The organism is uncultured Virgibacillus sp. (genome assembly GCF_947495635.1).
GTDB lineage: Bacteria > Bacillota > Bacilli > Bacillales > Amphibacillaceae > Virgibacillus > Virgibacillus salarius.
This window is the reverse complement of sequence record NZ_CANMAB010000109.1, coordinates 1-13,940: the sequence shown is the minus strand read 5'-3', so window position 1 is coordinate 13,940 and position 13,940 is coordinate 1. Positions and strand designations below refer to the sequence as shown.

12 protein-coding genes are annotated in these 13,940 nt (G+C 37.0%); 5 read left to right on the top strand and 7 right to left on the bottom strand.

Going from position 1 to position 13,940, the window contains the following annotated elements; all coding sequences use genetic code 11:
• Positions 1 to 127: 127 nt before the first annotated feature.
• Positions 128 to 988 carry a manganese catalase family protein gene (locus Q1A47_RS17775; RefSeq protein WP_166530198.1) on the bottom strand — a complete coding sequence of 287 codons (861 nt, stop codon included), beginning with the start codon at positions 986 to 988 and terminating at the stop codon, positions 128 to 130.
• A gap of 121 nt (positions 989 to 1,109) precedes the next feature.
• Entirely contained in the window at positions 1,110 to 1,334 is a 225-nt protein-coding gene (locus tag Q1A47_RS17770) for a hypothetical protein (RefSeq protein WP_026680410.1), read from the bottom strand.
• Here Q1A47_RS17770 and Q1A47_RS17765 point away from each other — a divergent pair.
• A complete protein-coding gene (locus Q1A47_RS17765; RefSeq protein ID WP_166530199.1) occupies positions 1,327 to 3,375 on the top strand; it encodes a thioredoxin domain-containing protein in 2,049 nt (682 codons plus the stop codon). The genes Q1A47_RS17770 and Q1A47_RS17765 overlap by 8 nt on opposite strands.
• 139 nt (positions 3,376 to 3,514) lie before the next feature.
• Positions 3,515 to 3,646, top strand: a complete 132-nt coding sequence (locus tag Q1A47_RS17760; protein ID WP_255637716.1) for a hypothetical protein — start codon at positions 3,515 to 3,517, stop codon at positions 3,644 to 3,646.
• Positions 3,647 to 3,855: 209 nt separating this feature from the next.
• Here Q1A47_RS17760 and Q1A47_RS17755 read toward each other — a convergent pair whose 3' ends face one another.
• The 4 genes from Q1A47_RS17755 to Q1A47_RS17740 all read right to left on the bottom strand — a co-directional run bounded on the left by Q1A47_RS17755 (position 3,856) and on the right by Q1A47_RS17740 (position 8,242).
• The gene (locus Q1A47_RS17755) at positions 3,856 to 4,095 is read right to left on the bottom strand and encodes a 4Fe-4S binding protein (protein ID WP_026680412.1); all 240 of its coding nucleotides are present in this window, start codon (positions 4,093 to 4,095) and stop codon (positions 3,856 to 3,858) included.
• A gap of 111 nt (positions 4,096 to 4,206) precedes the next feature.
• Positions 4,207 to 5,721, bottom strand: coding sequence for an AbgT family transporter (locus Q1A47_RS17750; protein WP_121605728.1), 1,515 nt, complete (start codon positions 5,719 to 5,721; stop codon positions 4,207 to 4,209).
• Between the two features lie 35 nt (positions 5,722 to 5,756).
• A complete protein-coding gene (locus Q1A47_RS17745; protein ID WP_205601743.1) occupies positions 5,757 to 7,046 on the bottom strand; it encodes an amidohydrolase in 1,290 nt (429 codons plus the stop codon).
• Positions 7,043 to 8,242 (bottom strand): M20 family metallopeptidase, encoded by a 1,200-nt coding sequence (locus Q1A47_RS17740; RefSeq protein WP_166530200.1) that lies wholly within the window; start codon positions 8,240 to 8,242, stop codon positions 7,043 to 7,045. Before Q1A47_RS17740 ends, Q1A47_RS17745 begins: the two co-directional genes overlap by 4 nt.
• 364 nt (positions 8,243 to 8,606) lie before the next feature.
• Here Q1A47_RS17740 and Q1A47_RS17735 point away from each other — a divergent pair, with 364 nt between their 5' ends.
• On the top strand, positions 8,607 to 8,804 hold the full coding sequence (locus Q1A47_RS17735; RefSeq protein WP_026680416.1) for a DUF2188 domain-containing protein: 198 nt from the start codon (positions 8,607 to 8,609) through the stop codon (positions 8,802 to 8,804).
• 43 nt (positions 8,805 to 8,847) lie between these two features.
• Here Q1A47_RS17735 and Q1A47_RS17730 read toward each other — a convergent pair whose 3' ends face one another.
• Positions 8,848 to 11,022, bottom strand: a complete 2,175-nt coding sequence (locus tag Q1A47_RS17730; protein ID WP_166530201.1) for a DNA topoisomerase III — start codon at positions 11,020 to 11,022, stop codon at positions 8,848 to 8,850.
• Positions 11,023 to 11,235: 213 nt separating this feature from the next.
• On the opposite strand from Q1A47_RS17730, the gene ytaF reads away from it, so the two are divergent.
• Positions 11,236 to 11,847, top strand: coding sequence for a sporulation membrane protein YtaF (gene ytaF, locus Q1A47_RS17725; protein WP_026680418.1), 612 nt, complete (start codon positions 11,236 to 11,238; stop codon positions 11,845 to 11,847).
• A 1,064-nt stretch (positions 11,848 to 12,911) separates the two neighbouring features.
• Positions 12,912 to 13,766 (top strand): S1 RNA-binding domain-containing protein, encoded by an 855-nt coding sequence (locus Q1A47_RS17720; protein WP_026679594.1) that lies wholly within the window; start codon positions 12,912 to 12,914, stop codon positions 13,764 to 13,766.
• The last annotated feature ends 174 nt before the right edge of the window (positions 13,767 to 13,940 follow it).

The following is a 13,940-nucleotide window of genomic DNA, read 5'->3' as shown; positions in this document are numbered from 1 at the left end:
CAATATCCATCAAACATTTCAAAATAACTACTTGGCTTAACGCAGTCATTGCACTGATTTTATACTTTCTTAACTTAAAATAAAATATTAGCCTAGCTAATCCCTCATACGTTGCAAGGGATATAATTTATTTCAAATTTGGTTCTGGAGGATCATCTGAATGGCGAAGCGCCCAAAGTGGAGTGTCATATATATACGGTGGAGCAGGATCTAAATGTGGGACAGAACCAAAGGCAATTGGACGATCAACATAATTAAATGTGCCATAACCATCCATACTTGGACCAGATGCCCAACGCCCCTCCGCACTTGCATCACCTTGTGACAGATTGAACAACGTATAAGAGACCTGTTGCTTTTCTAATTCTCTTGGGAATGTACTCGGTACGACGATGTTTTCTTTTTCTTCTAATTCACATATGGCTGCATACCATTGATTCTGATGCATCGTATCACGAGCCAGTAGCCAAGAAAGCATGTCACGAACGCCGGCATCATTCGTCATCTCATAGAGACGTGCTACTTGAAGACGACCTTGTGATTCTGCATTTAAATTTGCTCTAAAATCTGCGAGCAAATTCCCACTTGCAGCAATGTAGCTAGCCGTCCAACGATTTCCAACACTATCCACTGGCATAGCGCCTAATCCCGAAACTATTGCTTGCTGAGGGTTGGACCCCCCAATGATCGCTGCGATGACTGGGTCCTTTATAGCATCTTCCACCTCTACATCAGGTGCACCATCTAACAACCTTGCAATCATCGTTGCAATCATTTCAACATGGGCAATTTCTTCACTCCCTGTATCCATCAATAAATCTTTATACTTTCCATTACCTCTTGTATTCCATCCTTGAAAAAGATATTGCATCATGACAGAAATCTCGCCAAATTGTCCTCCTAATATTTCTTGTAATTTTTTCGCAAAAACAGGATCTGGACGATCAGGTTTAGCATGATATTGTAATTCTTTCACATGATAAAACAAGAAAAAACACCTCTTTTCTTTTTATAACTATTTAAGCCTCTGTTAACAAGCATATGTATACATCATGTTGTCCCATGTCATAAATAAAGTGAAACTTCAATCCAATCCGTGGGGGTTCTGTTTATTCCTCACTGATGGTTAGTACCACAAGGGTATGACTTAAAGACCTTTGAACCAATCGGACATTTACTGGCAGTTGATCCCCACTTATCCATATTAATTTCACTTTTGCTTGAAGTGCCCAGTTATATGCAGGAAAAAAATTTCCTTTCACCATACTATTCTTGTTTGGAAAAATGATTTTTCGTGTATAGTGTGAATAGGAAGGATGTGTTTTAATGCCCAATCGATTAATTGATGAAAAATCTCCATATTTATTACAGCATGCTGACAACCCAGTTCATTGGTATGCATGGACTGAAGAAGCCTTTACAGCAGCCAAAGAGCAAAATAAACCAATATTTCTTTCCATTGGTTATAGTACTTGTCACTGGTGTCATGTTATGGCACACGAATCCTTTGAGGATGCGGAAGTGGCATCAATACTTAATGATCGTTATATCGCTATAAAGGTAGACAGAGAGGAACGACCAGATATTGATTCCATTTATATGAAGGTTTGCCAAATGATGACTGGACATGGGGGATGGCCATTATCCATTTTTATGACTCCTGACAAAATTCCTTTTTATGCTGGTACGTATTTTCCAAAGCACAAGAAATATGAAGTTCCAGGATTTGTCAATGTCTTACAACAGCTTTCTCGAAAGTTCACAGAAGATCCAAAGCATATAATCGAAGTTACCAAAAGTGTACAACAAGCCCTCCAAAAGAGTCATCCTTCTAAAGGAAATAATCGAATTTCTAAGGAGCAGCTTAATCAGGCTTACCATCAATTAGGTAAGAGCTTTGACTTCGAGTATGGTGGATTTGGTAAAGCACCTAAATTTCCTATGCCACACAACCTAATATTCTTAATGAGACATGCTTACTTAACGAAAAACACGGCAGCTTTAAAGATTGCTGAAAGCTCCTTACAAAGTATGGCTGCTGGTGGAATTTATGACCACATTGGCTTTGGATTTTCGAGATATGCAACAGATAAGGCATGGCTTGTACCTCATTTTGAAAAAATGCTCTATGATAATGCACTTTTGTTAATTGCATATGCGGAATGCTATCAAATTACACAACGTCCCTTTTATAAAAAAATTGGTGAAGAAATCATTACCTTTATTCTCAGAGAAATGACGGATGAGAAAGGCGCATTTTATTCTGCTATTGATGCAGATTCAGAAGGGATTGAAGGGAAATATTATGTATGGAGCTATCAAGAAGTGATGAATATTTTAGATGAAGACCTTGGGGAGATTTATACAAGAATCTATGACATTTCGCCAAATGGTAATTTTGCAGGAAAAAATATTCCCAATCTTATTCAAGGTCATTTTGACCAAGTAGCCAACGAACTGGATCTCCCTAAAAAAGTGCTAGAGGAAAAATTAGAAGAAGCAAGACAAAAGCTTTTTGCAGAAAGACAAAAGCGAACCTATCCTCACGTCGATGATAAAGTTTTGACTAGCTGGAATGGATTAATGATTGCCGGTCTTGCCAAAGCTGGTAAAATTTTTCAAAATCAAAAATACATTAACGCTGCAATAAGAGCAGTACGTTTTATTGAGAATCATCTATTTCACAATGAACGGCTCATGGCACGTTATCGAGCTGGGGAAACAAAGTATCCAGGTTATATTGATGACTATGCCTTTTTACTATGGGGCTATGTAGAGTTATATGAAGCCACGTTCGATCTTACATTTTTGCATAAAAGCAAACAACTGGCAGAACAAATGCTGGAACTGTTTTGGGATAATGACAACGGCGGTTTGTACTTTACTGGTAAAGATAGCGAAAAATTAATCACTAAAGATAAAGAAGTATATGATGGTGCGATACCTTCTGGTAATAGTGTTGCAGCTGTTATGCTTATTCGTATTGGATATTTAACGGGGGAAACAAATTTCCTTGATCATGCTGAAGAAATGCACTATACATTTTATAAGGATATCGATGCACAACCTTCTGCTAGTCCATTCTTTCTACAGTCCGTTCAGCTAGTTGATCATCCAACAAAAGAAGTCGTCATTATTGGGTTAGCTGACGATCCAAAAAAACAAGCTTTCATCGAACAGCTTCAGCAAATGTTCTTACCTGATGTATCGGTTCTCTCTCTGGAAACGAGTGAACAGGCAAATAATATTGCCGACTTTGCGAGCGTCTACAACCAGATCAACCAAGAAACTACGATTTATATTTGTGAAAACTTTTCCTGCCAACGTCCAACAACAAATATTGCCGAGGCAATAAAGAAAATTAGGAATAGGTAAATGTGTATCTCTAGCAAAGTCTATCGACATATATGAGGATAGGCTTCGTGATGAAACATTTCATAAGTCAATTGCGTTAATTTAAATGATTTGTTCATGGTATACTGAGTATAGGATGTGAAAAAGGAGTAATTTAAACATGAAAGTAAAAATGAATGTACAAACAGCATACCATGGTGACTTATTACGTGCAGGAAAAATATATGAAGTTGATGATGAGACAGCAAAACGCTGGATCGCAAGTAAATTAGCGGTGAAAATCGAAGATTAGTCCAGCTTTTATCCGCATATAACTGGCAATAGGATATTTTAATTAAAGCCGAACGGATTCAAATGGTACTCCCTCGGAAGTTAGAGTGAAAAAAATCTAACTTCTGAGAGCAATTCCATTCCGTTCGGCTTTTGCCGTTTTAACCACAGCGCTTTACACTTGTATCTAAATACCCTTGAGAGACAGCAACCACGTTCTTAAGTACGAATCTATCTATTAGCAAAAAATTCTTCTGCTTTTTCCAGAAAGACTTCTTGTTCTGGCGATATGTCATATTCCTCTTCTATTGCATCAACTGGACATACAGCTTTACATGCACCACAATCGATACATATATCTGGATCAATATAAAATTGATCTGGACCTTCTTCGATGCAATCAACTGGGCAAACGCTAACACATTCACCTGACTTTTCGCCTCGGCATGGATCTAGAATTACAAATGCCATCTATTATAACCTCCCTTATATCCTTAAACAAGCTTCCACTTCTTATTTAATGATACAGGTGATACGCATTGCAAGTAAACAGCTTGGAAAATTTTTTATCAGCAACTATATTTACAAGTAAACACCTATCCCTGGACCAAATGGGATGCCGAGGAATACAAAAAGTAATAATAAAATGATCCATGTAAGTAAGAAGCAGATACTGTATGGTAACATTAATGCAATTAGTGTACCAATTCCAGCCTTTTTATCATAATCCCGCATGAATGATAAAACAATAATTATATAGGGATTCATTGGCGTAATGACATTTGTAGAGGAATCAGCAATACGATATGCAACTTGGATAAAGGCGGGATGATAATCTAAATAATAAAACATTTTTAAAAAGATTGGTGCTTCCAATGTCCATTGTGCTGATCCACTAAAAATGAATAGATTTAGCACAGCTGTTAATAGCACAAATCCAATTACAACTGCTATACCTGTAAATCCAATAGATTCCAGGAAATTTGCTCCGCTTACTGCGATCCATGAACCGATATTGGACCAATCAAAATATGCAATAAATTGAGAAGCAGCAAAAATAAGGACAATGAAGCCAGACATATCTTTCATAGCTTCTCCCATATATTTACCTACATCACGAGAACTAGTAATCTTTTTAATAGTAACCCCGTATGTAATACCAGCAATAATAAATAATATTAAAATTAGTGGAACAATTCCATCTAGAAATGGCGAAGGTACAATTTTCCCCTCCGCACTACGTAGAGGAGAATTTGGTATAAATAATACAATTAATATTAGAGCAATATATACACTACTTGCGATTACCGCATTTTTTAGTGCTTTTATCTCAATCGGTTTCACCGCTTCAAATTCTTTCTTTACATTTCCCTCATACTTACCTAGACGTGGCTCTACAATTTTCTCTGTAACGAGAGCACCTACTATAGAAAGAACCACTACGGATACAATCATAAAATACCAATTATCTACTGGCGTTACAATCACATTTTCATCGAGTGTCTTCATTACTTCTGTTGAAATACCAGAGAGCAATACATCTGTACCATTAATCATAAAATTTGCTGTAAAACCAGAACCAACACCTGCAAAACCTGCCGCTAATCCAGCTAAAGGATGGCGACCAATATTATAAAACACCATCGCAGCTAATGGCGGTACAATAACAAAAGCTGCATCTGAAGCAATATTCCCTAAAATCCCTGTAAAAATCACTGCATATGTTACTAATGAAGTTGGTGCCTTCAAAATAGTACTTTTTATGCCAATTTCCAATAGTCCAACTTTATCTGCTAAACCAATCCCTAGCATCATTGCTAACACGAGCCCTAAAGGAGCAAATCCCACAAAATTATCTAGCATAGAGGTTAGAATAAATTCAAGACCTTCTTTAGAAATTAAGCTTTTAATAGCAACCTCTTGTCCATCAACTGGCTGTGTATAGGTAATGTCAAATAATGAAATGATCCAGGATAATAAAATTATAATTCCAGCTAAACTAATAAAAAGCATAAAGGGATCAGGTAATTTATTGCCAACCCGTTCAATTCCATTTAATAATTGAGTAGCTATTGAATTTTTTTCCTTTACTGCCATACACTTCGTCCTTTCTCTTGTACGTTTACACGTATTTAGTCGTTGCCTTTTAAAACAATATTTGCCAAAGCTTCTACGGCAACTATTAACACTTCTTCTTGGAAATCAAAGGCTTGATGATGATGAGGATGGTCTAAAGCTGTTCCAAATAACATATATGTTGCTTTACCACCACTTGCCTGAACTCGATTAATCATAAAACTCGCATCTTCAGATCCAGCCACCTTCGCTACAGGAATTACTTTCTTTACGTAGCTACTATTGTTACAAGCATTAATAATGGCAGAAGCAAGTGACTTACTACAATTGATTTCTTCTGTTTGACCGACCGCTTCTATTTCATAAGTAACATTCTGCATTATTGCTGCTGCCTCAACGATTCGCATGGCCTCGGAGCGTACATATTGATTAATGTCCTCTGTCTCTCCCCGTGTCTCTACTTCTAAATAAGCACTGTCAGGAATAATATTCCTACCACTACCAGCAACCATCTTCCCTACATTAATTCTCGTAATTCCATTGCTATGCCGAGGAATAGCGTACAGGTTTGCTACAGCAGTTGTTGCCGCTAAAAGTGCGTTTTTGCCAAGCTCTGGCTTCATTCCTGCGTGAGAGGCTGTCCCTTTAAAGTTAATGTTCAATTTTGACGAAGCAAGAAAACCATCCACTGTAGCTGCGATGGTACCGATTGGCAAGGACTCTATTCCGATATGTCCCGAATAGAAATAATCTACATCGTCCAACCAACCATTTTCTGTAATTGCTTTCGCACCGCGGCCACCTTCCTCAGCAGGTTGAAAGATCAATGTGAATTTTCCGCTAAGTTGTGCATGATAGCTAGAAATAAATGAGGCTAACCCAAGCCCGATTGTCATATGGCCATCATGGCCACATGCATGCATCACTTGCTTATTTGCTGATGCGAAGTTATGTTGAGCCGGAAAATGCTTTTTTTCATTCGTTTCTTCAATTGGAAGAGCATCAATATCAAAGCGAAAAGCCATATGATCACCTGATTTACCCGTATCCCAAGTAGCAATGATCCCCGTCATCCCACCTTGCATAGTAGAAAGCCAGTATTCATCAACGCCATTGTCTGTTGCTCTTTCCTCATACATATCCATTTGCTCTTTAGGAGGTAGACCCAAACGCACTTCCTTTTTCATCACATCTTCACCTAAATGAACCATAAAGCCAAGCCTGTTTAGTTCCTTTCCTAATTTATAGGTTGTCACATATTCCATAAAACCCAATTCTGGGTAGTTGTGAAAATCACGGCGCCAAGCAATAAGTTGTGGGTTTAATTTATTTAAGAAATCAATCATTCATTCTCTTCCTTTGCTAATTTTTCTAATGTATCTATAGCAACTTGCACTAAAAGTGACGTACCGATTGGCAATGCTCGTTCATTTAACTTAAAATGCGCATCATGTAGTGGAGCCTGTTCCTCAGGAATATCAATCTGGGTACCAAGCCAAATAAATGTCCCCGGATAATTCTCTAAAAATCTACTGAAGTCTTCGCCTGCTAAGGAAGGGCTTACATTTGGTGTTTCTCCATTTATTTTCTGTGCAGCTAGCCTGGCAACATTAGCCCATTTTGGCGTATTAATGGTTGCCGGGTATCCATCTAAATAAGTGATAGCAGCTTTTGCCTCAAAAACTTGTGCTACTTGATTCGTAATGGTAAAAAAACGTTCCTTTAATCGTTTACGAATTATTGGTGAATAGGTGCGAATCGACCCTTCTAATGTCACTTGGTTTGGAATAATGTTTGCTGCTTCACCACCATGAATTGTTCCAATTGTCACGACAGATGCTTCTAATGGGTCTAAGCTTCTGCTTACAATTGTTTGCAAGCTAGTAATAAGATGTCCAGCCGCTACCATGACATCATTTGTTTGATGTGGCATACTCGCATGCCCACCTTTACCACTTAGTGTAATTTCAAATCGATCCGAGGCACCCATCATTTCTTTATCACGAATACCAAATTGTCCGACTGGTAAGTCTGGCCATACATGCTGTCCATAAATAACATCTGGAGTATACTCAGCAAATACTCCATCATCAAGCATTACTTTAGATCCTCCATTAGGTGAATCCTCTTCAGCAGGTTGAAAAACTAATAGAATTGTTCCTTTTAACTGTTCACGCATTTGTTGAAGAACATGACCTGCTCCCAACAGCATTGCCGTATGTGCGTCATGACCACACGCATGCATAACATTTGCATAATTGGATGTGAAAGGATGATCATTTAGCTCCTGTATTGGTAAAGCATCCATATCTGCACGTAGCGCTACGACTTTACCAGGTTGTGTTCCTTTAATAATTCCTAATACGCCATGTTTAGCATAACCCGTTTGAAAAGCTATGCCGTATTCAGTTAGTTTCTCTTGAATAAAACGGGAGGTTGCCGCTTCATGATTACTCAATTCAGGATTCTGGTGTAAATAACGTCGTATTCTAATAACATCATCTTGGATTTCTCTTATTTGTTCTTTTAGAACATTTGTCATTCCCATGCCCCCTCTGTTTCATTTTTCGATAAAATTCGGCATATCAGAAGTATACAAAAAAAATTCGACAATGTATATTATATTATGAAAATTTATAAATATGTATTCATTGCCAATTTCGTTTTAATTATAAAATAACTGGGAATTACATAATTATAAATAAAGTGAAACTTCGATCAGTTGGAGGTTTTATTTATCCCACAGTGATTGTTCGTACCACTAGGGTATGACCTAAAGGGGTTTGAACCCATAGACATTTACTGGTAGTCGATAGCCCACCTATTTTATTGCTTGAAATGGGGGTATTACTGCCTGTTATATGTGTAATAAAATTTTTTTAAGTAAAGGAAAGGAGTTTTTACAGATGAAATCATATACCGTAATACCAAATGTCGATGCAACAGGATGGTTTGTGAAGTTAGAAAATGTAGCACCTGAGGAGTTATATGATGCAAAAGATGAAGCAATTGCAGCGGCGGTAGAAATGGCACAGGAGAATAGTCCAAGTAAAGTAACGATCTTAGATAGATTCCATAACGTTGTTGAAGAAACAAGTTATTAAACCAAAAAACGTGTCAGATCTATTCTGGCACGCTTTTTGGTGATTATTTATTTTTTAACTTTGCAAGTTGTTCAGCAAGCGCATTATTACTAAAACCATCCTCTTGCTTTTTCAAATATTTATTAACTTCTTTACGGGAAACGTTATGTTTCTTCTCTTTTTGTTTTCGTGCATTAAATGTAGCCAGTTTTTCACGATGACCACACTTACAGATAAATATTTGTCCGTCACCTTCACCTCGTAATTCGAGACGCTTATGACAATTTGGACAACGTGCATTGGTTTGTTTTGCTATATTTTTTTTATGGCCACAGGAACGATCCTGGCAAACAAGCATTCTACCTTTTTTATTTGTTATTTCCAGCATTAATTTTCCACATTCTGGACATTTTGTTCCTGTCATATTATCATGCTTGAATGTTTCTTTACTTGTTTTAATTTCCTGAACTACCTGTTTCGTGTATCCTTTAATCTCAGATATGAATTGCTTTTTATTCAATTTACCCTCAGCAATTTGTGTTAGTTTATCTTCCCATTCAGCCGTTAATGCCGGTGAACGCAATTCCTCTGGTACTAAATCGAGTAATTGTTTACCAGTTGAAGTGATAAATATATATTTCCCTTTCATTTCCATATACATATTATTAAATAATTTTTCAATAATATCAGCTCTGGTAGCTACCGTGCCAATGCCACCTGTTTTATTTAAAGTGCTTGCATGTTTTTTATTCGTTGTACCTAAATAACGTACTGGGTTTTCCATTGCTTGTAGTAGGGACCCCTCTGTAAAACGCTCTGGTGGCTTCGTTTCCCCTGCCGTAATGGTATAGGTACTAACCGTAAGTGTCTGGCCATTTTCTAAAGCAGGTAACTGTTGATCATCCGCCGATTCTCCGTCATCATAACGGTTATGGTATACTTCTTTCCAGCCTTGTTTTTTGATAATTTTTCCGTTTGCTGTAAACTGTTCTCCTTCTGTTTCAGCAAGCACGGTTGTTTGTTCAAATTCGTACGGGTCAGACAAAACAGCTAAAAATCGTTTTACAACCAAATCATAAATCTTCCGTTCTTTATCATTTAAATCTTCAAGAACTACTGATTGTTCAGTTGGAATAATCGCATGGTGGTCGGATACCTTTGCATTATCTACGACAGACTTAGATAGCTTTAAATCTTTCCTAAGAATTTTATTCGCAGTACGAGCGTATTGATCGACACCACAAGCTTTAACACGGTCCTTTAAAGTCGAAATAATATCAGATGAAAGTACACGAGAATCCGTTCTTGGATATGTTAAGACTTTATGCTGCTCATATAATTTCTGCATAATTGATAAAGTCTGTTTTCCTGAGAAATTAAAGATACGATTTGCATCACGCTGTAGTTCCGTTAAATCATAAAGCTGTGGAGCTGATTTCTTTTTATATTGCTTATCAATATGTGTAATTGTTAACGGCTTGTTTTGCACCTTTTTTTGTAAAGCTTCAGCCGCTTCTTTTGAAAAGATACGCTTATTATTCTTTTTGTCTTGCCATGTTAACGAAAAGCCTCGTTTCGTTTTCGCAGCTAAGCCATAAAATTTCTTCGGTTTAAATGATTTAATTTCAGCTTCTCGTGCAGCAATCATTGCAAGTGTTGGGGTTTGCACTCTTCCCGTTGATAATTGCGCATTAAATCTAGTTGTTAATGCTCTTGTTGCATTTAATCCAACATACCAATCTGCTTCAGATCGTGCGACCGCTGAAGCATATAAATTCTCAAATTCTTTGCCTGATTTTAATCGATTGAATCCATCACGGATTGCTTTATCCGTTACAGAAGAAATCCATAAACGCTTTAGTGGTTTTTGAACACGTGCTTTCTCCAATATCCAGCGGGCAACAAGCTCTCCCTCTCTTCCAGCATCAGTAGCAATGACAATTTCCTTCACATCTTTACGCTGAAGCTGTGCCTTTACAGCTTGAAATTGTTTTCCTGTCTTCTTAATAACAGCTAGTTTTAGATGGACAGGTAACATGGGCAAATCTTCAAGCTTCCACGTTTTGTATTTATTATCATACACTTCTGGATCCGCTAATGTAACTAAGTGGCCGAGAGCCCACGTTACGATATATTTGGAACCTTCTATAAAACCATTGCCTTTTTTATGACAATGTAATACGCGGGCAATATCTCGCCCTACGGAAGGCTTTTCTGCTAATACAACTATTTTACTCATCTTTAAATTCCTTTCTAAAAAGACCTATCCATTATTTTATCATATTTCAACCTGCGTTTCAGATCGGAGTAGTTAATCAAAATTTTAGACTTCCCCGTTTTTATCGTCACACTCTTGGGCCTCCTTTATTACATCACTTTAAAAAGTTGGATACGCACAACAATTATAAAATAACCATACAATACCTTAGAAATAGATAAAGGAATTGGTGCTATGCTTTTTTATACTGGTTTAATTTTTTTAGTTATTGCAGTTAGCTTAGATGGATTTGGTGTAGGGATAACTTATGGCATGCGAAATATTCGTGTACCACTAAATGCGTTAATTATTATCATGCTATGTTCAGGAATTATCGTTTTGCTATCCATGACGATTGGAAATATGTTGACCTCCATTCTTTCCCCGAATATTGCTAGTATGCTTGGTGGAAGCATACTAATTATACTAGGTAGCTTTGCATTATTTAATTGCATCGTTCCCAGAAAAGAGCTGGAAGAGACAGATACAAATCAAAATATCTTATCGACCGTTCTATCTACCCCTGGTAAGGCTGATTTGGATCATTCTGGCGTTATTTCTCCAATGGAGGCAATCCTGCTAGGTTCTGCATTAGCACTTGATGCATTTGGTGCTGGAATTGGTGCCTCTATGTTAGGTTATGGAGCATTTTTAACAGCCGGTTTAATTGCAATTATGAGTGGTACATTTTTATTCTGTGGATTAAAAGCAGGGATATGGTTAGCGAAGAGCAGACAATTACAGCGTATGACTTTTCTTCCACCACTTTTATTAATTGCCCTTGGAATAACTAGCTTAATACATTAGGTTACGGAAAACACAAGTTGAACTGTACCCTATCAAATAAAATGTGAATATACTAATATCTAGTAAACTGCTTAAGCTGAAAAGAATGGAGCTTAGCAGTTTACTTTTTTGCATGAGTTTACTGGGTACTCTCCTTATTCAAATTCTCAACAAATAGCTTAGAGCTATCACCCCTAAAACTTAGAGAACAATCTGTTCTTTATGATGTGAAGAATGCTTTCAACGTATCAAGTCATATAAAGTGAAACTTCAATCCGTGGGGGGTGATTTTTTCCCCCACGGATTGTTAGTACCACAAGGGTATGACCTAAAGGCCCTTAAACCAATCGGACATTTACTGGCAGTATTGCATATCCATTTAGCCATCTCCTTTTCCATATAAAAACTCGAAATTACTCTCCTAATATATTTTAAAAGGAAGTATTTCGAGTTAACTTATTAACATATTTTATTTAGAATAATGAGATTATCCAACCAATAACAACAATCGCTCCAATAATCATTAAAAGCATACGTAGCATCTTCTCATCCTTTCGTTTTATACGTGTTAGCTAAATACCCTTCATACAACCTTTAGAAACATTCTTCCCTTATCAAACATTACAACTCCATCTTACTTGACAACCCAATAATTTTATGAGATTATGATAGAGTTAACAAAATGGAGTAACAGATAAGTGATCTGGCATTCTACAATGTTTTTGAAGATGCTTATTCACACTGGCGCGACTAAGGGGTCGCAAGGACGTAAGAGCAGGTAGGGCTTACGTTGCTTAAGTTAGAGAACATCCAGTGGAAGTTTTACCGCGGTTAACGTGAAATTCTACACGGAAATCTATTTAGACGATTTCCAAAGTGAATAACATTATTATGTTATGTTGCATATTTCTTAGAAATGCTTAAGTATAAGCTAAACAACATCTGATATCAAAGAATTTCCCACCCGAAGATTATTTTGGGGATAAATAAAAATAAAACTTATGTGTTACTTTAGTATTAAAGGGGTACTCTTAAAAGTGAGTGCCCCTTTTCCAATATACATACAAATGAAAGTAGGTTACATAATGAATCAATTAGTTGGTACCATTCAAACGATGACAGTAGATCGGACCATTGAAACAGGATATGTATTAACCTTTGAAATGAATGAATTTCTATTACATCACAACGAAACCAATACCATATTAGAACCCAATCAAGAAGTGGACGTATTTATCTATATGGACAAGAAAGGAAAGGTTGTAGCTACAACAAAGCTTCCACATATAAAAATGGATATATACGATTGGGCAGAGGTCAAAAATGTTATTCCAAATCTTGGCGTATTTGTAGACATTGGTACAACAAAAGATATTCTTGTATCTAAAGATGACCTTCCCTTATTTGATCAGGTATGGCCACAAATTGGAGATAGGCTTTTTGTTACCTTAGGTAAGGATCAAAAAGGGAAATTGCTTGCTCTTCCTGCTAGCGAAGGGGTTATTGCTAGAGAATTGGAATTAGCGCCTGATTCCCTCTTAAATACAATGATTGAAGGAACAGTATATCGTACTAGTAGAGAAGGATCTGCTCTAATCACGGGTGATTTTTATCGTGGTTTTATTCATCACAGTGAAAGAAGGAAAGAACCTCGTCTTGGTCAGCAAGTAAATGGCCGAGTCATTGAAGTTAAACCAGATGGTACATTAAACATATCTCTACGCCCATTAAAGCAAGAAAGTATGCACGAAGATGCAGAAGCTATTTTACAGCATCTAGAAGCTAATGGAGGAGTTATACCTTTCAGTGATAAAAGTGATCCAGATGATATACGAGGAACTTTTCATATTAGTAAGGCTGCTTTCAAACGAGCTTTAGGAAAATTAATGAAAAATGGCAAGGTAGAGCAAAGAGAAGGAAAAACGTACTTAAAAAGCTAGTATTTTTGTAGTTCCATCTAAACGTATGCTCTTGACAGTGGTCCTAGTTTACATTTCCACTTGCTTATCAATGTAGATAGCATTTTCATTAGAAAACCTGAGCAAAATTCGCTCAGTCCTTATCACTAAATGCTCAGATTTACGCTTTCTCTAGTAGCTATTATGGAATAATAG

Coding starts and splice junctions, on each gene's coding strand:
- Q1A47_RS17765 (WP_166530199.1), top strand. CDS start 1,327: ATGCCCAATCGATTAATTGATGAAAAATCTCCATATTTATTACAGCAT.
- Q1A47_RS17760 (WP_255637716.1), top strand. CDS start 3,515: ATGAAAGTAAAAATGAATGTACAAACAGCATACCATGGTGACTTATTA.
- Q1A47_RS17755 (WP_026680412.1), bottom strand. CDS start 4,095: ATGGCATTTGTAATTCTAGATCCATGCCGAGGCGAAAAGTCAGGTGAA.
- Q1A47_RS17750 (WP_121605728.1), bottom strand. CDS start 5,721: ATGGCAGTAAAGGAAAAAAATTCAATAGCTACTCAATTATTAAATGGA.
- Q1A47_RS17745 (WP_205601743.1), bottom strand. CDS start 7,046: ATGATTGATTTCTTAAATAAATTAAACCCACAACTTATTGCTTGGCGC.
- Q1A47_RS17740 (WP_166530200.1), bottom strand. CDS start 8,242: ATGACAAATGTTCTAAAAGAACAAATAAGAGAAATCCAAGATGATGTT.
- Q1A47_RS17735 (WP_026680416.1), top strand. CDS start 8,607: ATGAAATCATATACCGTAATACCAAATGTCGATGCAACAGGATGGTTT.
- Q1A47_RS17730 (WP_166530201.1), bottom strand. CDS start 11,022: ATGAGTAAAATAGTTGTATTAGCAGAAAAGCCTTCCGTAGGGCGAGAT.
- ytaF (WP_026680418.1), top strand. CDS start 11,236: ATGCTTTTTTATACTGGTTTAATTTTTTTAGTTATTGCAGTTAGCTTA.
- Q1A47_RS17720 (WP_026679594.1), top strand. CDS start 12,912: ATGAATCAATTAGTTGGTACCATTCAAACGATGACAGTAGATCGGACC.